General features: G+C 66.0%; 21 protein-coding genes and 1 other RNA gene. 7 read left to right on the plus strand and 15 right to left on the minus strand.

Features of this window, described 5'->3' with window-relative positions; all coding sequences use genetic code 11:
• Window positions 1–33: 33 nt before the first annotated feature.
• The 4 genes from AC1MLZ_RS02715 to AC1MLZ_RS02730 all read right to left on the minus strand — a co-directional run bounded on the left by AC1MLZ_RS02715 (window position 34) and on the right by AC1MLZ_RS02730 (window position 3,987).
• Window positions 34–462, minus strand: coding sequence for a chemotaxis protein CheW (locus AC1MLZ_RS02715; RefSeq protein WP_480960332.1), 429 nt, complete (start codon window positions 460–462; stop codon window positions 34–36).
• A complete protein-coding gene (locus tag AC1MLZ_RS02720; RefSeq protein ID WP_480960333.1) occupies window positions 459–2,777 on the minus strand; it encodes a chemotaxis protein CheA in 2,319 nt (772 codons plus the stop codon). The genes AC1MLZ_RS02715 and AC1MLZ_RS02720 overlap by 4 nt, the downstream gene beginning before the upstream one ends.
• 77 nt (window positions 2,778–2,854) lie before the next feature.
• Window positions 2,855–3,499, minus strand: coding sequence for a histidine phosphotransferase family protein (locus AC1MLZ_RS02725; protein ID WP_480960334.1), 645 nt, complete (start codon window positions 3,497–3,499; stop codon window positions 2,855–2,857).
• 74 nt (window positions 3,500–3,573) lie between these two features.
• Complete coding sequence (locus tag AC1MLZ_RS02730) at window positions 3,574–3,987, minus strand: M67 family metallopeptidase (protein ID WP_480960335.1); 414 nt, start codon at window positions 3,985–3,987, stop codon at window positions 3,574–3,576.
• 17 nt (window positions 3,988–4,004) lie between these two features.
• On the opposite strand from AC1MLZ_RS02730, the gene AC1MLZ_RS02735 reads away from it, so the two are divergent.
• Genes AC1MLZ_RS02735 through mtgA form a run of 4 tightly spaced genes read left to right on the plus strand, consistent with a single transcriptional unit; the run spans window position 4,005 to window position 7,872 of the window.
• On the plus strand, window positions 4,005–4,952 hold the full coding sequence (locus AC1MLZ_RS02735) for an RluA family pseudouridine synthase (protein WP_480960336.1): 948 nt from the start codon (window positions 4,005–4,007) through the stop codon (window positions 4,950–4,952).
• 57 nt (window positions 4,953–5,009) lie between these two features.
• Window positions 5,010–5,912 (plus strand): RNA polymerase sigma factor RpoH, encoded by a 903-nt coding sequence (gene rpoH / locus AC1MLZ_RS02740; protein ID WP_056048373.1) that lies wholly within the window; start codon window positions 5,010–5,012, stop codon window positions 5,910–5,912.
• 1 nt (window position 5,913) lies between these two features.
• Window positions 5,914–7,185: a flavin monoamine oxidase family protein gene (locus tag AC1MLZ_RS02745; RefSeq protein ID WP_480960337.1), complete on the plus strand. Its 1,272-nt coding sequence runs from the start codon at window positions 5,914–5,916 to the stop codon at window positions 7,183–7,185.
• 9 nt (window positions 7,186–7,194) lie between these two features.
• Complete coding sequence (mtgA, locus tag AC1MLZ_RS02750; RefSeq protein WP_480960338.1) at window positions 7,195–7,872, plus strand: monofunctional biosynthetic peptidoglycan transglycosylase; 678 nt, start codon at window positions 7,195–7,197, stop codon at window positions 7,870–7,872.
• Between the two features lie 201 nt (window positions 7,873–8,073).
• Here mtgA and AC1MLZ_RS02755 read toward each other — a convergent pair whose 3' ends face one another.
• From AC1MLZ_RS02755 to AC1MLZ_RS02795, 9 genes are all read right to left on the minus strand, one after another.
• Window positions 8,074–8,316 carry a hypothetical protein gene (locus tag AC1MLZ_RS02755; RefSeq protein WP_333922819.1) on the minus strand — a complete coding sequence of 81 codons (243 nt, stop codon included), beginning with the start codon at window positions 8,314–8,316 and terminating at the stop codon, window positions 8,074–8,076.
• An 83-nt stretch (window positions 8,317–8,399) separates the two neighbouring features.
• The gene (locus AC1MLZ_RS02760; RefSeq protein ID WP_187502311.1) at window positions 8,400–8,723 is read right to left on the minus strand and encodes a YbaB/EbfC family nucleoid-associated protein; all 324 of its coding nucleotides are present in this window, start codon (window positions 8,721–8,723) and stop codon (window positions 8,400–8,402) included.
• A complete protein-coding gene (locus AC1MLZ_RS02765; protein ID WP_480960339.1) occupies window positions 8,720–10,411 on the minus strand; it encodes a DNA polymerase III subunit gamma/tau in 1,692 nt (563 codons plus the stop codon). The genes AC1MLZ_RS02760 and AC1MLZ_RS02765 overlap by 4 nt, the downstream gene beginning before the upstream one ends.
• 359 nt (window positions 10,412–10,770) lie before the next feature.
• Window positions 10,771–10,864: signal recognition particle sRNA small type (ffs, locus tag AC1MLZ_RS02770), an RNA gene on the minus strand.
• Window positions 10,865–10,917: 53 nt separating this feature from the next.
• Window positions 10,918–11,154, minus strand: coding sequence for a hypothetical protein (locus tag AC1MLZ_RS02775; RefSeq protein ID WP_480960340.1), 237 nt, complete (start codon window positions 11,152–11,154; stop codon window positions 10,918–10,920).
• Between the two features lie 83 nt (window positions 11,155–11,237).
• Window positions 11,238–11,582 carry a hypothetical protein gene (locus AC1MLZ_RS02780; protein WP_480960341.1) on the minus strand — a complete coding sequence of 115 codons (345 nt, stop codon included), beginning with the start codon at window positions 11,580–11,582 and terminating at the stop codon, window positions 11,238–11,240.
• Window positions 11,583–11,692: 110 nt separating this feature from the next.
• Complete coding sequence (locus AC1MLZ_RS02785; protein WP_480960342.1) at window positions 11,693–11,998, minus strand: 2Fe-2S iron-sulfur cluster-binding protein; 306 nt, start codon at window positions 11,996–11,998, stop codon at window positions 11,693–11,695.
• Entirely contained in the window at window positions 11,995–13,080 is a 1,086-nt protein-coding gene (locus AC1MLZ_RS02790) for a cysteine desulfurase family protein (protein ID WP_480960343.1), read from the minus strand. The genes AC1MLZ_RS02785 and AC1MLZ_RS02790 overlap by 4 nt, the downstream gene beginning before the upstream one ends.
• Entirely contained in the window at window positions 13,077–14,045 is a 969-nt protein-coding gene (locus AC1MLZ_RS02795) for a cysteine desulfurase family protein (RefSeq protein ID WP_480961457.1), read from the minus strand. The genes AC1MLZ_RS02790 and AC1MLZ_RS02795 overlap by 4 nt, the downstream gene beginning before the upstream one ends.
• A 144-nt stretch (window positions 14,046–14,189) precedes the next feature.
• Between AC1MLZ_RS02795 and AC1MLZ_RS02800 the strand changes: the two genes are divergently transcribed.
• Window positions 14,190–14,846: an alpha/beta hydrolase gene (locus AC1MLZ_RS02800; RefSeq protein ID WP_128453102.1), complete on the plus strand. Its 657-nt coding sequence runs from the start codon at window positions 14,190–14,192 to the stop codon at window positions 14,844–14,846.
• A gap of 144 nt (window positions 14,847–14,990) precedes the next feature.
• Here AC1MLZ_RS02800 and AC1MLZ_RS02805 read toward each other — a convergent pair whose 3' ends face one another.
• Window positions 14,991–15,461 (minus strand): hypothetical protein, encoded by a 471-nt coding sequence (locus AC1MLZ_RS02805; RefSeq protein WP_480960344.1) that lies wholly within the window; start codon window positions 15,459–15,461, stop codon window positions 14,991–14,993.
• 32 nt (window positions 15,462–15,493) lie between these two features.
• On the opposite strand from AC1MLZ_RS02805, the gene AC1MLZ_RS02810 reads away from it, so the two are divergent.
• Complete coding sequence (locus AC1MLZ_RS02810; protein WP_480960345.1) at window positions 15,494–15,853, plus strand: hypothetical protein; 360 nt, start codon at window positions 15,494–15,496, stop codon at window positions 15,851–15,853.
• A gap of 1 nt (window position 15,854) precedes the next feature.
• Here AC1MLZ_RS02810 and AC1MLZ_RS02815 read toward each other — a convergent pair whose 3' ends face one another.
• Entirely contained in the window at window positions 15,855–16,817 is a 963-nt protein-coding gene (locus tag AC1MLZ_RS02815; protein ID WP_480960346.1) for a threonine ammonia-lyase, read from the minus strand.
• Between the two features lie 137 nt (window positions 16,818–16,954).
• Here AC1MLZ_RS02815 and AC1MLZ_RS02820 point away from each other — a divergent pair, with 137 nt between their 5' ends.
• Window positions 16,955–18,190: a type III PLP-dependent enzyme gene (locus AC1MLZ_RS02820; RefSeq protein WP_480960347.1), complete on the plus strand. Its 1,236-nt coding sequence runs from the start codon at window positions 16,955–16,957 to the stop codon at window positions 18,188–18,190.
• Window positions 18,191–18,340 lie beyond the last annotated feature (150 nt).

Raw genomic sequence — 18,340 nt, forward strand, 5'->3', positions numbered from 1 at the left:
GGTGAGCAGCGGGTTAAGCGTGGAAATTCAAACTCAGGCGGCCAGCGGCGTCGCAGGAATTACGGCAACCAGATCGAGTATCAGCAAGGGGTCCCCGTCGCGCTCGACGATGCCGGTTCCCGCCCGGCTCCAGCCGCCTTGCAGCGCGAGTCCGGCTGCCAAGGGCAGGCGCACGAACGGCGCGACGTCCTCGACGGAATCGACCAGTATCGCGTAATGATGTCCGTCGACGATCGTGATCACCGCGCGTCGCACCGTGTCTGGGGTGGGCGAAAGGCCGAGCGCGGTACCGGTGTCGATCACGGTCACGACACGGCTGCGGAGCGCGGCCAATCCGCGGACGAACGTGCCCGCCCGCGGTACGGCGACGACCTCGCCGATATCGACCACCGAATCGACCTGCGCCGTATCGATCGCCACACCGCGACCCGCGATATGCGCGATCAGGAACAACTCGGTCACAGGCCCCTCCGTGCAGCGATCGCCGCGATCAAGGCAGGCCGGTCATAGCGATAGACGCTCGCGTCATCGTCGCTCTCTGCGTTGCGCGCGCGCCGCAAAGTCACCACCGGGGCTAGAGTTTCGCGGACCGGTGAATCTTCCATCGCCAGCGCAACCGCGGCCGTCTCGCCCGCCGCCAGCGCCGTGACGCAGCGATAACCGGACGCCTCCAGCGCAGGCTTCAGGAACGTCTCCATCCAGCCCGATCCGTCGACATGCAACAGACATACCGGCGGCGATGCGATCGACACCGGCTCGCCTGCGAACAAAGCGTGGGGATCGACCAGTTCGATCTGCTCGCCGGCGATCAGCACGACGCCGGCGATTGATCCAGTCTCGCCCGACGCGGACCGGCGCGCAGGTGCGATCTCGGCCGGGAGAGTCACGATCTCGATCGCGTCGGCGATGGCATAGGCCATTTCGCTCTCGCCGTCGGTCAGTCGCAGCACCGCGATTTCGCTCCGGTTGCCGATCTCGCCCACCGCATGGAGCGGAATGATCGAATCGCCGATCGACAGCCGCATCGCCCCCGCAGTCCAGCGGATCGCGCTGGTCGGAACAGGCTCGACGCGATCGATCACTGCCAGCGCGATCGCGCGGCGCTGGCCGTCGAGATCGTCGAACAGCAATGCCGGCACGCCGGGAACGACGACCTCATCTGCGCCTGCATCGTGTACGACCACCGGAGCGAAGCGCAGCCCCGCCACCGCGGCTATGCCCGATGCGTCGAGCAACAGCATCGGCAGGCCGTTGTCCGGCAGTGTCTTCCCTGCATAGACACCGGTCGCCATCACTGCGGGTGAGGCAGGTTTAACGACCAGTTCCTCGGTATCGATCACGGTGTCGACGCCCAGCGCGTACACGCCCTCGCGGGTCGACACGATCACGAGCGTCGGCGGCGCCTCGGTACCGAGGCGGAACAGGTGACCAAGCGAGACCAGCGGCATCCGGCGCCCCCGGACCAGTACAGCCGCCGCATCGCCGATCGCCTCGATCCGAACGGAGTCGCCACGGACCATCACGATCTCCTCGATCGACTGACGCGCAAGTGCGAACCGCTGCGTGCCGACGCCGACGATGATCGTCGACAGGATCGACAGCGTCAGCGGCACGTGGATGACGATCCGAAGCCCGCGCCCCGGATCGTTGGTCAGGACGATCCGGCCGCCGATCTGTTCGATATTCGCGCGGACCACGTCCATGCCGACGCCGCGACCGGACGTGGCGGTGACGGTATCGCGGCTCGAGAGACCAGGTGCGAAAATCAGGTCGAGCTTGCCGGTCGCGCTCATCGCAGCGAGTTCGGCTGGCGTATGCAGATTCTGCTCTGCTGCCTTGGCGACGATTCGCGCGACGTCGATGCCCTGCCCATCGTCCGCGATCTCGATCAGGATCTGGTTACCCGATTGGCGTGCGGAAACGACCAGACGCCCGGTCTCGGGCTTGCCCGCGGCACGGCGTACGAGCGGCGTTTCAATGCCGTGATCGATCGCGTTGCGGATGATATGGCCCAGCGGATCGCGCATCAACTCGATCATCTCGCGGTCGAGTTCGACGTCGGCGCCCTCGATCACGAGGTTCACCGCCTTGCACAGTTCCGCGCTGGTATCGCGCACCATACGCGGCAACGCGGAGAACAGTGCGTCGACCTTCTGCATGCGCGTGCGGGTGACGGTGTCGCGCATGTCGGCGACGGTCAGCGACAGCCGTTCCAGCGCCGCCTCGACCTTCGGATCGACGTCGCTGTCGCGCAGCCGCCGCGCCAGTTCGTTGCGCGCCAGCACCATCTCCGACATGCCGCTCATCATGTGATCGAGCAGATCGACGTTGAGCCGAACGCTGCGGCTGGCGGCCCGGCCGGCTGGCGTTGTCGCAGCAAGGACGGGTGCTGCCGCCGCCAGAGGCTGCGCATCCGGAGCGAGCGCGGCGATCAGCAGGTCCTCCCCCGAATCGTCGAGCGCCGAGCCCGCGTCGATCGCCTCGACGACCTCGGAAATTCGATCGACGATGCCAAGCACCGCGTTGACGAGCGCCGTATCCGGGGTTCGCTTCCCATCGCGAACCGCGGCCAGCACATCCTCCGCCGCATGGCTCAGTCGGGCGAGTCGCGGCAGATCGAGAAAACCGCAGCTTCCTTTGACGGTGTGAACGAAACGGAAGATTGCATCGAGACGGGCGCTGTCGGCGGGCTGCGCCTCCCATGCGACGATTTCGCCGGAGATCGCCCCCAGCGTCTCGCGCGTCTCGGCAATGAATTCCTGTAACAGATCGTCCATGCGTGCCCCGCGTTCGAGGCACCGTCATGCATGGCGGAGGTTAAGGGTGCGTTAGCTCTGACGAATGGCTCGCTTCGTCAGCGCGCGTTGAACACTGCGCCGAAGATCATGATGCCCTCCGCCGGCTCGGACACGATCACCGTACCGCCGGCATCGGTAACCAGCGTGTTGATCATGTAGGCGGCCGCCGCGCGGGGAGTGACATCATGCACGCCCGCGCCATCGACCAAAGTGCGCCGGATCTCCGGATCGAGCACGATGCGGCCACCCTCGATCTTCACGACGATCTCGAGCTGGCCCTCGTTATCCTCGCCGCCGACCTCCATCGTGCCACCACGAACCAGCGATTCGGTCGCGATCAGGACAAGGTTGAGCAAGACCTTCACGGCGGACTTCGGCATCGCTGCGGTCTCGACCGCCCATACGAAGGTGATACGCTTGTTTTCGGCGACCAGGCCCTCGATCGCGCCGCGCGCCTCATGCGTATCGACGAGTTCGCCGAACCCGCCCGCGGCCCCGAAAGCGAGTCGAAAGAATTTTAGCTTGCTGGCGGAAGCGCGTGCGCTGTCGGCCAGCAACTGCATGACGCGCTCGCGCATCGCCGGATCGGTCTCGTCGGCGAGCAGTTCGAGCCCGTTGTTGAGCGCTCCAACCGGCGACAGCAGGTCATGGCACAGGCGCGAACAGAGCAGGCTCGCGAAATCGACCGGGCTGACCGTCATGAAATTCCCCTAATTCTGGAGTGTCTTCTGGCGGTGGTGGGGGCGGTGCGCAAGAGCCGCGCGCGTGCCGTCTTTCACAACGGGCTGGCGCCGTTTTGACCATAGTCGATCGCCTGTTCGACGAATCCGCCAATCTCGACCGATCGCCACGCACGCGCCGCGCCGCCGCCGACGATCACCCAGACCGCGCCGTCGCCCATCGACTGCGCTGCATCACGGGGCGACGGAACGGGAATGCCGGATGGATGCGAATGATAATGACCCATCACCGCCGGCCCCCCGCCTCGCGCCCGTCGATGCGCCGCGAACAACGCGACCGGATCGATCTCAAACGTCCGCGCCGGATCCGCCGCAACGTTGGCACACGCCTCCGCCGCTTCGATCCGCCCTGCCTTCCCGAACAGCAGTCCGCAAACCTCCGCATCGGGCGAAGCCTGCGCCTCCGCCACCAATCGCAGCAGCAATTCGCTTGAAATCGTCACGCTCATCGCCACATCGGTAGAACATGGACCGGGGGGTTTCCATCGTCGAAGCATCGATCACGCCGGCCACCGATGGCTGGAGGCTCGATCGTGCGCTCGCCGAAGTGCTCCCGGACATGTCGCGCGAGCGGTTGAAGACGTTGATCGCCGCGGGCCAGGTGACGCTCGGCGGCAAGGAATGGCGCGATTCGGCGAAGAAGGCCGCGGCGGGCCAGGTGTTCTCGGTCGCGATCCCGCCACCGACGCCGCTGCACAACGAAGCGCAGGATATCCCGCTGGTCGTTGCGTACGAAGACGACGACCTGATCGTGATCGACAAGCCCGCCGGGCTCGTCGTCCATCCCGCGGCGGGCAATTTCGACGGGACGCTCGTCAATGCACTACTCCACCATTGCGCCGGCAATCTGTCGGGCATCGGCGGGGTGGCACGGCCGGGCATCGTCCATCGCATCGACAAGGATACGTCGGGCTTGATGATCGCGGCCAAGACCGACCGCGCGCACGAAGGCCTCGCCAAGCAGTTCCACGACCACAGCATCGACCGCCGCTATAAGGCAATCGTCGGCGGCATCCCGCGTCCGCCAAGCGGGACGGTCAACGCACCGCTCGCGCGCAGTCCGCAGAACCGCAAGAAGATCGCGATCGTCGAGGGCGGCAAGCGCGCGGTAACGCATTTCTCGACGATCACGACGCTGCGTGGTGCGGCGCTCATCGAGTGCCGGCTCGAGACGGGCCGCACGCATCAGGTGCGCGTGCACATGGCGTCGATCGGCCACGCCTTGCTCGGCGACCCGGTCTATGGTAGAACAAAGCAAGCTCAGAAGTCGCTGCTCGAAACGCTCGGTTTCCGTCGGCAGGCCTTGCACGCGGCGCATCTGGGGTTCATTCATCCGGTGAAAAGCATCGCTTTGGCGTTCGAAAGCGAAATGCCCGCAGACATGCAGGAACTGTTCACCCAGCTTCACGTATAGATACTCGATCTCATGCCGCAGCGCGGCAATCGGGATCAACAGAAAGGGATTACAACCATGGCAGCCCGCTCCAACGTTCCAGCGACGATTCCTGCGCTCGGCAGCGAGGCGGGTCTCAATCGCTATCTCGCCGAGATCAAGAAATTCCCGCTCCTGAAACCCGAGCAGGAATACATGCTCGCCAAGCGCTTCCAGGAGCATGGCGACACCGAAGCTGCGGCGCAGCTCGTGACGTCGCATCTTCGTCTCGTGGCGAAGATCGCGATGGGTTATCGTGGCTATGGCCTGCCGACGTCGGAGCTGATCTCCGAGGGCAATATCGGCCTGATGCAGGGCGTGAAGAAGTTCGAACCAGAGCGCGGCTTCCGTCTCGCGACCTATGCGATGTGGTGGATCCGCGCCTCGATCCAGGAATATATCCTGCGCTCGTGGAGCCTCGTAAAGATGGGCACCACCGCGGCGCAGAAGAAGCTGTTCTTCAACTTGCGCCGGATGAAGAGCCGACTCGATGCGTTCGAGGACGGCGATCTGCGCCCCGAACACGTCACCAAGATCGCGACCGATCTGGGCGTCGCCGAGACCGATGTCGTCAGCATGAACCGCCGCATGGCGATGGGCGGCGATACGTCGCTGAACGTGCCGATGCGCGAGGACGGCGAGGGCCAGTGGCAGGATTGGCTGCAGGACGACGCGCCGTTGCAGGACAAGATCGTCGCCGATGCGCAGGAGGCGGACGTTCGCCACTCGATGCTGGTGTCGGCGATGGACGACCTCAACGAGCGTGAGCAGCATATCCTCACCGAGCGCCGCCTGACCGACGATCCGAAGACGCTTGAGGAATTGTCGCAGGTGTATGGCGTTTCCCGCGAGCGGGTGCGGCAGATCGAGGTGCGCGCGTTCGAGAAGCTGCAAAAGGCGATGATGCGCATTGCCGGCGAGAAGCGCCTGCTGGCTGCGTAATATGGCCCGCACCGTCGTCATCGGCGGCGGTGCGGCCGGGATTGCTGCGGCACGGGCTCTGCACGATGCTGGGCGCGATGTCCTGCTAGTCGAGGCGAGCGACCGCCTAGGTGGCCGAGCCAAGAGCCTACCCCTCGCCTCCTTGTTCCCCCGCGAAGGCGGGGGCCCAGACTGGACCCCCGCCTTCGCGGGGGACCATGTCGACGCCGGTTGCGGCTGGCTACATTCCGCCAGGCGCAATCCCTGGACGTCGATAGCAGAGGCCACCGGCTTCACTGTCGATCGCTCCGATGCGAACTGGCGCACCCAGTGGCGCGACCTCGGCTTCTCGTCCGAGGACCAAGCGTCCTCGTCCTCCGCCTACCAAGACTGGAACGAGCGCGCGCTGGCGGATCTGAACGGCCCAGACCGCCCCCTTTCCGACTTCATCGACACCCACGACAAATGGCGCCCGAAGATCGACGCGATCTCCGGCTATGCCAACGGCGCGAACCTCAGCCAGGTCTCGCTCCATGACTGGGCGGCGTACGAAGAAGCCTCGACCGACGACAATTGGACGGTGAAGGAAGGATATGGCACGCTCGTTGCCAGCCACGCCGCCGGTCTGAACATCCGCCTCTCTACCCCGGTAACGCGCATCGACCACAGCGGCCACCGCCTCAAACTCGACACCCCCGCCGGCACGATCGAGGCGGAGCACGTCATCGTCTGCGTTCCCACCACTGTCCTCGCCAAGTCGCAGATCGTGTTCGACCCGCCACGCCCCGAAAAGCACGCCGCCGCAGCCGACCTCCCACTCGGTCTCGCCGACAAGGTGTTCCTCCACGTCGAGCGCCCCGAATGGCCGACCAACGCCCACCTGATCGGCAACCCGTACAGTGCCTGCACCGCCAGCCACCGCCTGTCGCCGTTCGGCTGGCCGATCATAGAGAGCTTCTTCGGCGGCGATTGCGCCGAGATGCTGGAGGATTGCGATGCGGCGCAGTTCGCGATCGACGAGCTGGTCGGCCTGCTCGGCAGCGACTGGCGCAAGCGCTTCACGCCGCTCGCCGCGACCCGCTGGCGCCACGAGCCCTATATCGGCGGCAGCTACAGCCATGCGCGCGTCGGCCGGGCAGGCCAACGTGCCGTCCTCGCCGCCCCGGTCGACAGCCGCATCCATTTCGCGGGCGAGGCGTGCCACCCGTCCGACTTCTCCACCGCACATGGCGCGTACGAAACCGGGGTATCAGCCGCCCGCGCGGTCATTGGCGGGGCCGGGACGATCGCATAAGGAACGCCGATGAGCTTCCTCCGCATCTTCGCCAAGATCGTCTTCACATTCGTGCTGGTCACGGTCGCTTGGGTCGGGCTGTACCGCTTCGTGCCGGTGCCGTTCACCTGGACGATGATGGGCGACCTGATGTCGGGGCGGACCATCACCAAGGACTGGATGCCGTTGTCGGAGATGGATCCCGACATGGCCCGCGCGGCGATCGCCGGGGAGGATTCACGGTTCTGTTCGCATCACGGCTTCGATTTCAAGGCAATGGCGGGGGCTGCGGCGCGCAATGCGCGGGGCGGACGCATCCGCGGCGGATCTACCATCAGCCAGCAGACTGCGAAGAACGCGTTCCTGTTCCAGGGCGGCGGCTATGCGCGCAAGGCGTTCGAGGCGTATTTTACCGTCTTGATCGAGACGCTGTGGCCTAAGCGGCGGATCATGGAGGTGTATCTCAACATCGCCGAGACCGGGATCGGGACATATGGCGCAAACGCCGGCGCGATCCGGTATTTCAACCATGACGCATCGAAGCTGTCGCCGACCGAGGCCGGGCGGATCGCAGCCGTCCTGCCGTTGCCGAAAAAACGCGCCGCGATCGCCCCGCATGGGTTCGTGCGGAAGCACGGGAACACGCTGTCGCGGCGGGTTTCGGTGGTGCGGAACGACGGGTTGGATGGGTGTTTGGGCACATCCTGACCCATTCCGTCACCCCGGACTTGTTCCGGGGTCCACCGTTCCGCAAACTCAGTAGCAGTTGTCACGTGGAAAGGTGGATGCCGGAACAAGCCCGGCATGACGGAGTGTTGGTGCGACCACTCCTCCCGCCATCTTGTTCTCCCGCGAAGGCGAGAGCCCAGTCTGGGTCCCCGCCTTCGCGGGGAACCACGCTAAGAGCAGTTACTGAGTCGACTTCTCGACCGCGTCGCCGGCCTTGTCGGCTGCACTACCGACGCTTTTCGCCGCCGAAGTGATCGCGGCGTCCTTGCTGTTCTGCGCGCCTTGGCGGCTGAACAGATAATAGCCACCGATCAGGACCGCGATCAGCAGCACGATGCCGATCAGCATGCCGCTGCCGCCGCTGCGGCGTTCGATGATCGTGGTGTGGGTGGTCGGCGTTTCGACGATGCGCTCTTCGGCCATTTCACTCTCCCTGATTACCGAAAGAGCGCAACGCCGGCCAAAGAGCGATTGTTCCCGCGCCGAAACGACCTAACCGAAGTGGTTTAAAACGGGAGCTTGAAGCCCGGTGGCAGTTGCAGGCCGCTGGTCATTTTCGACATTTCGCTGCCCGACACCGCATCGGCCTTGGCACGCGCGTCGTTGAACGCCGCCGTCAGCAGGTCCTCGAGCATCTGCTTCTCGCTCACCTGCATCAGCGAATCGTCGATCGCGATGTTGATGATGCGGCCCTTGGCGGAGGCCTTCACCTTGACGAGTCCGCCGCCGGACGCACCCTCGACCTCGATCGTGTCGAGATTGGCCTGCGCCTTTTCGAGTTCGCTCTGGACGTTCTGCGCCATCGCGAGGATTTCATCGATATTCTTCATGCGTTGCTCCTTTGACCGGGCCACGATTCGAGCTGGGCGTCCGGAAACGCAGCCACCGCGGCCCTCATGATGGGGGATTCGAGAATGGCCTGGCGCACCGCGGCGTCGGCGGCGTCCTGCGCCTCGCGCAGCGTCGGCTCGCCGGGGGCGTCGACGATCGACACTTTCCACGCGGTCCGCGTCACCGTCTTCAACAGCGTGTTGAGTTCGGCGAGCGTGTCGGCCGACACCGGGCGACTGCCGCTGAGCGCGAATTCAGGCGGTGCATAGCTGACTACGCGCGCGCCGTGGCGCAACCGCGCGGCAATCGCGAGGCCACCCGATTCGTCGAGCAGATCGACCAGCGCCTCGAAGGTCGGCGGCAGGATCGGACCGGTGGCCGCCGGCTCGGGAGCCTTCGCAGCAGATCCCGCCTTCCAAGGCGGCGCTTCGCCGGACGGGGGCGCAGGCGGCGGCAGAGACGTCGGTGCAGCCGCTGGTGCCGCGCCGCTGGCGATCTGACGCGCCAACTCGCCGGGATCGGGCAACGTCGAGGCGTAGATCGCGCGTAACAGCGCCATCTCCGCCGCCTCGATCGGCAGCGCGGCCTTCGCGACCTCGTCATGGCCCTTGAGGAACAGTTGCCACAGGCGGTGGAGCGCGGGATAGCCGAGCGATGCAGCCCATTCCTCACGCGCCGCGCGTTCCTCCATGGGCTGCGCGGCGTCGGGCGGCGTGCCGACCTTGGTCAGCGTGATGCCGTGCACGGTTTCGAGCAACGAGCGCAACACCGACAGCGGGTCCACGCCGTAATCATATTGTCGACGCATCGAGGCGAGCGCCCCTGCTCCGTCGCCCGCGAGAATCAGCGTCAACAGATCGCGTACCGCGCCACGGTCCGACAGGCCGAGCATCTGGCGCACCGCATCCGCCGTCACGCCGCCGCCTTCGAGGCCGGCATGCGCGATCGCCTGGTCGAGGATCGACAGGCCATCGCGCGCAGAGCCTTCCGCGGCACGGGCGATCAGCATCAGCGCCTCGGGATCGGCGACGACGCCCTCTTCGGTCGAGACCCAGGCGAAATGCTTAGCAAGCTGTTCGGCGGAGATGCGGCGCAAATCGAATCGCTGGCAGCGCGAGAGGACCGTTACCGGGACCTTGTTCACTTCGGTGGTCGCGAACAGGAATTTTACGTGGGGGGGCGGCTCCTCCAGCGTCTTCAGCAGCGCGTTGAACGCGTTCTTCGACAGCATGTGGACTTCGTCGATGATGTAGATCTTGAACCGCGCGGTGACCGCCGAATAGCGCGACGCATCGATGATCTCGCGAACGTCGTCGACGCCGGTGTGGCTGGCGGCGTCCATCTCGATCACGTCGATGTGGCGGCCCTCGGCGATCGCGCGGCAGGGTTCGCAGACGCCGCAGGGGTCGATGGTCGGACCGCCCTCGCCGTCGGGACCGATGCAGTTGAGTGCCTTGGCGATCAGCCGGGCGGTCGAAGTCTTGCCGACGCCGCGGACGCCGGTCATCAGGAAGGCGTGCGCGAGCCGGTCGCGCTTGATCGCGTTGCCGAGCGTCTGGACCATCGCGTCCTGGCCGATCAGCTCGGAAAAGGTCTGCGGCCGGTATTTGCGCGCGAGCACGCGGTAGGCAACGTCCGGGGCTTTGGCCGGCTGCGGGGGTTCGCCCAAGTCGAATGAATCTGACATTGCTGGCTATATAGGCGGTTTGTCGGCGCTGTCGAAGGGGCAGACCTTCGGTAAGCAGCGTCCGGAATCGAAGTGGCCGAAAACCACTCCCTCACCCCGGACTTGTTCCGGGGTCCACCGTTCCGCGTATTCCAGACCATGGAGCGTGCGGCAACGTGGATGCCGGAACGGGCCCGGCATGACGAGAGAGATGGATCATCGATCCAAAACCCGCTTCTTCCGTTCCCTTGCGAACGCGGGAACCAGGGTTGGGGGCGCTACGGATAGTTAGAAGTGGGAAAGTGCGCTGCGGCTAAGCCGCATCGTCAGTCAGCGCTCCCGCGCTGATGGCCGCGCTCACGTTTGCTTGCAAACGTTCGCGGTGGGAGCCGGGACGACCCGTAGCTGAGTCGTTGTGGCTGCTTCCTTCCGGATCTGACCAAGTTGGCGACGACCACGTCCGCCCGACTCCCGCGGCGCATATGGCGGGGTCGGGCGGGATGATCAAGCGTTAGCTTCGATCAGCCTTAGCGGTTGTAGCGGACCGTGCGGCAAACGCGCTGGCGGTGATGGTTGCGATAGACGTTGCGGCAGACCTGGCGCGTGCGGGCGCGGTGACGGTAGCCGGGACGGCGATCGTCGTGGCGAACGACGGTGCGCTCATGGACGACGGTGCGCTGTGCTGATGCTTCGGCGGCGATGCCGACGGGCGCGAGGCCGGTGAGGGCGACGAGACCGGCGGCGGCGAGGGTGAACAACTTCATGATACTACTCCTGTCGGGCGCGAGTGGTGATGCACTCTGCGAACCGGGTTACGAAACTCGAATGCTCTCGTTACGGTTCCGTATCAGCGACGGAAGCAGCGACGAACCGGGCCATAATAGCCACGCTCCATCCGGCATACGACGCGCGACCGGCCGTAACCGCGTGGTCCGCGATAGCCGTAATCGCCGCGGTATCCGCCGCCATAGCCCCGATAGCCGCGGTCGCCGCGATAACCGTGGCGCGGTCCATCCCAGCGGCGGCCCCCACGATCCCCATGCCAGCCGCGCCCGCCGCCACCACGTGGGCCGTCGTAGCCTCGACCGTCACGTTGGCCATCCCAGCCGTGGCGCTGCGCATCGGCGGGCGTTGCTGAAATCAGGGTTCCGGCAGCCAGGGCGCCGGCGGCGAACAATGCGATGATCTTCATGTTCGATACTCCTCTCAAGGCCCCGTACATTGGGGCGATGGAGGGATATTCTGCTCTTCGGCGTGGACGTTCGCTGAACCGGTGGTTGTCTTCTTGTAAGGTTTGTCGACCTACCCCGGAATACGCACCGTCAGGCCGTCGAGCGCATCGGTGAGACGGATCTGGCAAGCAAGCCGGCTGGTTCGTGTCGCGTTCCGGGCGAGATCGAGCATGTCCTCCTCGTCCTCGCTTGCGGGCGGGAGGCGGGCGAAGTCGTCGGGGTCGACGATGACGTGGCAGGTTGCGCAGGAGAGCTGGCCTTCGCAGGTGCCTTCGAGCGGCTGGTTGTCGGCTTGCGCGGCGTCGAGCAGGCGGTCACCGGGGTGCGCGACGATGCTGCTGCTCGAGCCGTCGCGGGCGATGAAGCGGACGATCATGGCCATTGCGCCTTGGCTGCGGCGGCGATCGCCTCGATGGCTTCGCGGAGTTCGATCTCGGTGGTGTAGCGGCCGAAGCCGAGACGGATGCTGGAGCGCGCCTGCGCTTCGGTAAGGCCGATCGCGCGGAGGACGTGGCTGGAGCGGCCCGATCCGCTGGCGCAGGCCGAGCCGGCGGAGAAGGCGATGTCGCGGAGGTCGGACATCAGGCGGTTCACGTCGAGGCCTTCGCGGCGGATGTTGAGGTTGCCGTGGTAGCGGTGTTCGGTGGCGCCGTTGATCGTCCAGCCGGGGCCGAGGCGGTCGAGCGCGAGCGACCGGAGGCGGTCGATGTGGGCGTCGTCCTGATCCTTGCAATCCGTCATGAGGCGCGCGGCGACGCCGAAGCATGCGCAGAGGGCGGGCGAGAGCGTGCCGGAGCGGCCAGCTGCTTCCTGCCCGCCGCCGTGCATCAGCGGAGCGAGGTCGACGCCGTCGCGGATCCAGAGCGCACCGATACCTTTGGGGCCGTAGATCTTGTGCGCAGAGATGGCGATCAGGTCGACGGTGGCGGGGATCGGGACGCGGCCGTAACCCTGCACCGCGTCGCAGAGCATCGACGCGCCGGCCGCATGGGCGATATCGGCAAGCGCGGCGATCGGCTGGATCACGCCGATCTCGTTGTTGACGAGCATCGCCGCGACGAGGCCGGTACCGGATGGGATCGCCGCGCGAGCGGCGGCGAGGTCGATCAGGCCGTCGGTGCCGACTGGGAGGATCGTGACGTGACGCCCCCTCGCCGCTTCGGCCGCGACCGTGTCGAGGACTGCCGCATGTTCGGTCGCAAGCGTGACGATCGGGCCGGTAGTACCCTTGATCGCCCAGTTCAGAGCCTCAGTCGCGCCGCTGGTGAAGGCGACGCGGCCGCCGGGGGGGAGCAGCGGGGCAGCCTGATCGCGGGCGACCTCGACGGCGGCTTTCGCGCGGCGACCTTCGCGGTGCGGCGAATGCGGGTTGGCGTGCTGCGATTCGAGCCAGGGGAGCATCGCGGCGAGTGCTTCGGGTGCGAGCGGGGTGGTCGCCTGGTAGTCGAGATAGGTCATGCCGCCGGCCTTATGGCGGTGGCGATGCGCGTCCAGGCTTCCGCGAAGCTCGCGACGTCTTCGGGTGTCGTGGTCCAGCCAAAGCTGACGCGGACGACTTCGGCGGCGGCTTCGGCGGAATAGCCCATTGCGGCGAGGACGTGGCTGGGACGCATGCTGCCCGACGAACAGGCGCTGCCGGCGGAGACTGCGAACCCGGCCATGTCGAGGCGAATCAGTTGGGCGGCAGAGCTCACGCCCGGCATGCGGTACGAGGCGATCGTGGGGATGCGGGGGGAGTTTTGCGCGACGACCTCACCACCGCCAGCGAGGATTGCGGCGTCGAGCGTGGCGCGCAGATCGGCCGTGCCGGCGAACCAGTCGCGGGGAGCCTCCAACGCGGCGGCGAAACCCAGCGCGCCGGGGAGGTTTTCGGTGCCGCCGCGATAGCCGCGCTCCTGCCCGCCGGTCGGGTCGAGCAGGCCGAGATCGCGGACGAGTAGCGCGCCTATGCCGGGAGGGCCGCCCAATTTGTGCGCGGAGACGATGATGAGGTCGGCGTCGGGGAGCGGGAGCTTGCCGGCGGTTTGGGCGCAGTCGGCTATCCAGAGGCCGGTGGCGGGGTTTTGGAGGACGCCGGTTTCGCTGTTGGCGGACTGGAGCGCGATCGCCTGCGCGCCCTCCCCGTTCGCGATGAGGCCGCCTGCATCGACCTTCAGTATCACCGCCTGTTCCGCAGCCCGGAGGATGGCGTCGTGCTCGACCGCCGCTATATCGATGTCGGGCCGTCCTCGCAGGGCAATTGCCCCGGACTCGCTTGCACCGCTGGTCAGGATCACGTGATGCGGCCACTCTAGCGCGGCGGCGATCCGCTTCCGCGCGTCCTCCAGCGCAGCCCTCGCCGCGCGGCCTTCTGCATGCGGCGAAGACGGGTTCGCCCAGCGTGCCATGCCCTCGCTCACCGCCGCTACAGCCTCCGGGCGCATCGGCGTGGTGGCAGCGTGATCGAGGTAGATACGGGCTTCGGTACGGGGCAGGATCGGTTCCAATTGCGAAAAGGGCCTCGTTCCCTATATAGCGTCGATAATCCGGCACTCCACCCGAGTGCGTATCCCAGCTCGCGAGTGCCTATGCCAGAAGTCATTTTTCCCGGTCCCGAAGGCCGTCTCGAAGGTCGTTTTGCGCCGGGCCCGCGTCCCCGCGCACCCGTCGCGATGATCCTGCACCCGCATCCGTCGGCCGGCGGCACGATGAACAACGCGATCGTGCAGCAGCTCTACAAGACCTTCCAGCGGCGTGGCTTTGCGACGCTGCGGTTCAATTTCCGCGGTGTCGGCAAGAGCCAGGGCGTGTTCGACAACGGCGTCGGCGAACTCTCCGATGCGGCGAGCGCGCTCGACTGGGTGCAGAGCTTCCATCCCGAGGCGCAGACGACCTGGATCGCCGGCGTCAGCTTCGGCGCGTGGATCGGCATGCAGTTGCTGATGCGCCGCCCTGAGATCCGCGGGTTCATCTCGGTGGCACCGCCAGCGAACCTGTACGACTTTACCTTCCTGGCGCCGTGCCCGTCGAGCGGGATCATCATCCAGGGCGAAGGCGATGAGGTCGCAACGCCGGGTGCCACGCAGAAGCTGGTCGACAAGCTCCGCACGCAGAAGCACATCACGATCCATCACGACACGATCCCGAAGGCGAACCACTTCTTCGAGCACGAGATGCCCGAGCTGATGGGGAGCGTGGACAAGTATCTCGACATGCGCCTCGATCCGAACTCGCCGATCAGGTGACGTTACCCTTCTCCCCTCGGTGAGAAGGTGGCGCGCCAGCGTCGGATGAGGGGAGTTGGGGATCGATACGCTCTCCCCAACTCCCCTCTCCCTTCCCCCGCAAGCGCGGCGAGCCCCGTCCCTCTCCCCGCAGGGGCGAGGGAGTCAGAGCGTCCAGATCGCCACGTTGCCCAGCAGCACCGCGGCCATCACCAGCATCAGCACGCCCTTCTTCGTGTCCTGCTTCTTCACGATCAGCACGATCCCGCCGATCAGGCAGGCGAACATTGCCAGCATGGCGATGGCGGGGGCTGCGGCGGCGATGCTTGTGAGGGCGGCGTTCATACCGCTCGATACGCCACCCCGGCCTTGGATTGAAGCGCGTTGACTTCGCGCAACACGCGGCAATAGCTTGATGACCTGGATCGGATACTCGGAGGTGTGATGCTGGCCTTTCTCGCGATGATCGCCGCGCAGACACCGCCGCCGTCCAATTGCCAATACGACAAGCCTGCGATGATGGCGCTCGACGAACGCGCGTTCGACCAGACCATGACCCGTGGCTGGCGCGCGCTTGCCAATGCCGGATGCGATGCGCAGGCGGCAGACCTTATTGCCGAATGGCGCGCCGCTCACCCGGCGAACCCGCGTACTGCCGGACTGTTGCAATGGCACGAAGGCCAGTTGCGCGCGAACGCCGGCCAGACGGCACGTGCAGTAGCGCTGTTCGAGGCCGCGCGGAACCGGCTGAGGAGGATGCGGGGTTCGGCTGGAACCTGTATGTCGACGGCAGCATCGCGTTTCTGCGCCGCGACCTTGCCGGACTCGACATCGCGCGTGCCAAGCTCGCCGCGCTCCCCCGCCCAGCCGGCTATGCCCCGGTCGGTGCCGACGGCAAGCCGCGCGCCTATGCTTGGCCGATGAACCTCAACATCCTCGACGGGTTCGTCGCCTGCTGGAACGGTAGTTACAAACAGGCCTATGCTTGCGCCGGGCCGCCCCGCACCATCGTGGCGCCCAAAAGTTAGATCAGCTCGCCATTGCCCTGGCATAGGCAGCGATGTCGACGTTGCCGCCGGAGAGGATGACGAGCAGGCCGGGTTCGAGCGTCACCTTGCCCGCCAACACCGCGGCTAGCCCGACTGCGCCGCCCGGTTCGATCACAAGGCGTAGTTTCTCCGCTGCCCAGCGCTGCGCCGCCGCGATTTCCGGTTCGCTGACTGCGACGCCGATCGCGTCACGCCGGGAGAGGACATCGAAGGTCAGCGGCGATACGCGCAACGTCTGGAGCGAATCGCAGGCTGTTGGTGGCGGGTTGGGACCGACGGGTTCGATCCACGATGCCTCCAGGGAGCGACGCATGTCGTCCCAGCCCTCGGGCTCGACGACCGTGATCGCGCTGTCCTTCAAGGCCAACGCTATGCCTGCCGAGAGGCCGCCGCCTCCGCATGGGATCACGACTCGGCTTGGCACGCCCATGCCTAGAGCCGCCATTTGCGCCGCCGCCTCGATCCCGGCACTCCCCTGCCCCTCGATGATCCACGGATCGTCGAAGCTCGGCACCAGCGTCGCGCCGCGCGCCTCTGCCAGCCCTGCGGCGATCGTCTCGCGGCTCTCGGTGGCGCGGTCGTAGGTCACCACCTCCGCCCCCAACGCCAGCGTCGACTCGCGCTTCAACCGCGGCGCATCCGATGGCATCACGATGGTCGCCGCAATGCCGAGCCGCTTCGCCGCCCAGGCCACGCCCTGCGCGTGATTGCCCGACGAGAACGCGACGACGCCTTTTTTCCGCGCGGCTTCGTCCAATGCGGTGAGCCGATGCCATGCGCCACGAATCTTGAAGGCGCCGATCGGTTGCAGCGATTCGGCCTTGAAAGCGACCGGTACACCCTTGATTTCGCTTATAAACAGCGGCGTCGGCGGCAGTATCCGCGCGATCTTTTCCGCGGCGTCCCGCACACCCGCCCGCGTCGGTTGTCGCAAAATCGTCACACACCGTCTCCTATCCGCCAAACGCTATTTACATGGGGGGCGCGTAACCCTAGATCGCGCTTCCGCTGCCCCATGGGACTTCCAACCGCAAGGCAGTGTTTTCGTAATTTGTCTCAGGACATTGGAGGTCCCTTGAATTGGTCAAGCATCATATCGCGCTGGGGTTAGCGAAAGCCCATTCGACCGCCGACACCTCCCACATCGGGAGCGGCATCGACATCGCTAAAGGGCGCCCGGTCAATCCGGTAACGCTCGTTCGTCCGCACGCTGCTGCGCGCGCCGCTCGGTTCTTCGTAGAGAAGTTCCCGGGCCGCTCGATGTATGCGGTGAAGGCGAACCCGTCTCCCGAACTCCTGCAGATCCTGTGGGACAACGGCATCACGCATTACGACGTGGCGTCAATCGCCGAAGTGCGCCTGGTCGCGCGGACGCTGCCGGAAGCGACCCTGTGCTTCATGCACCCAGTCAAGGCCGAGGAAGCGATCGCCGAGGCGTATTTCACGCACGGCGTCCGCACCTTCAGCCTCGACAGCCTGGAAGAGCTGGACAAGGTCGTTCGTGCCACCCGCGAAGCCACCGACCTGACACTCTGCGTACGTCTGCGCGTGTCGTCCGAGCATTCGAAGCTGAGCCTCGCGTCGAAGTTCGGCGCGGCGCCGCACGAAGCCAAGGAGTTGCTGTTCGCGGCTCGTCAGGCAGCGGATGCGCTCGGCATCTGCTTCCACGTCGGTTCGCAGGCGATGACCCCGGAGGCCTATTCGAACGCGATGGAGCGCGTCCGTGCGGCGATCGTCGAAGCGGCGGTCACGGTTGACGTGATCGACGTCGGCGGCGGATTCCCGTCGTCCTATCCCGGCATGGAGCCCCCGCCGCTCGAGCATTTCTTCGAGACGATCCACCGTGCGTTCGAATCGCTGCCCGTCAGCTATTCGTCCGAGCTGTGGTGCGAGCCGGGCCGGGCGTTGTGCGCGGAATACTCCTCGATCATCGTGCGCGTCGAGAAGCGTCGCGGGACCGAGCTGTATATCAACGACGGCGCGTATGGCGCGCTGTTCGATGCGGCGCATATCGGCTGGCGTTTCCCGACCGAACTGCTCCGCGAGCCGGACAGCCGGGCGAAGGACATGGAATTCAGCTTCTATGGTCCGACGTGCGACGACATGGATCACATGGCCGGCCCGTTCATGCTGCCCGCGGACACGCAGGCCGGTGATTACATCGAGATCGGCATGCTCGGCGCCTACGGCTCGGCGATGCGGACCGCGTTCAACGGGTTCGGATCGGACGAGACGGTGATCGTCACCGACGAGCCTATGGTGTCGTTGTATGACGAACGCTTCCAGGATCTCGCATCGAACGTCGTCAAGCTGTAACCAACACTAAGTAATCGTTCGCTCTTCGTCTTCCCCTCCCGCTAGCGGGAGGGGACCGAGGGGTGGGCGCGCGTTTTCCACATCCGGAGCGGTCGCGGTGAGCGGGCGCCCACCCCCTAGCCCCCTCCCGCAGGCGGGAGGGGGGATCAG

The sequence above is a fragment of the Sphingomonas sp. PEI4 genome, assembly GCF_056679955.1.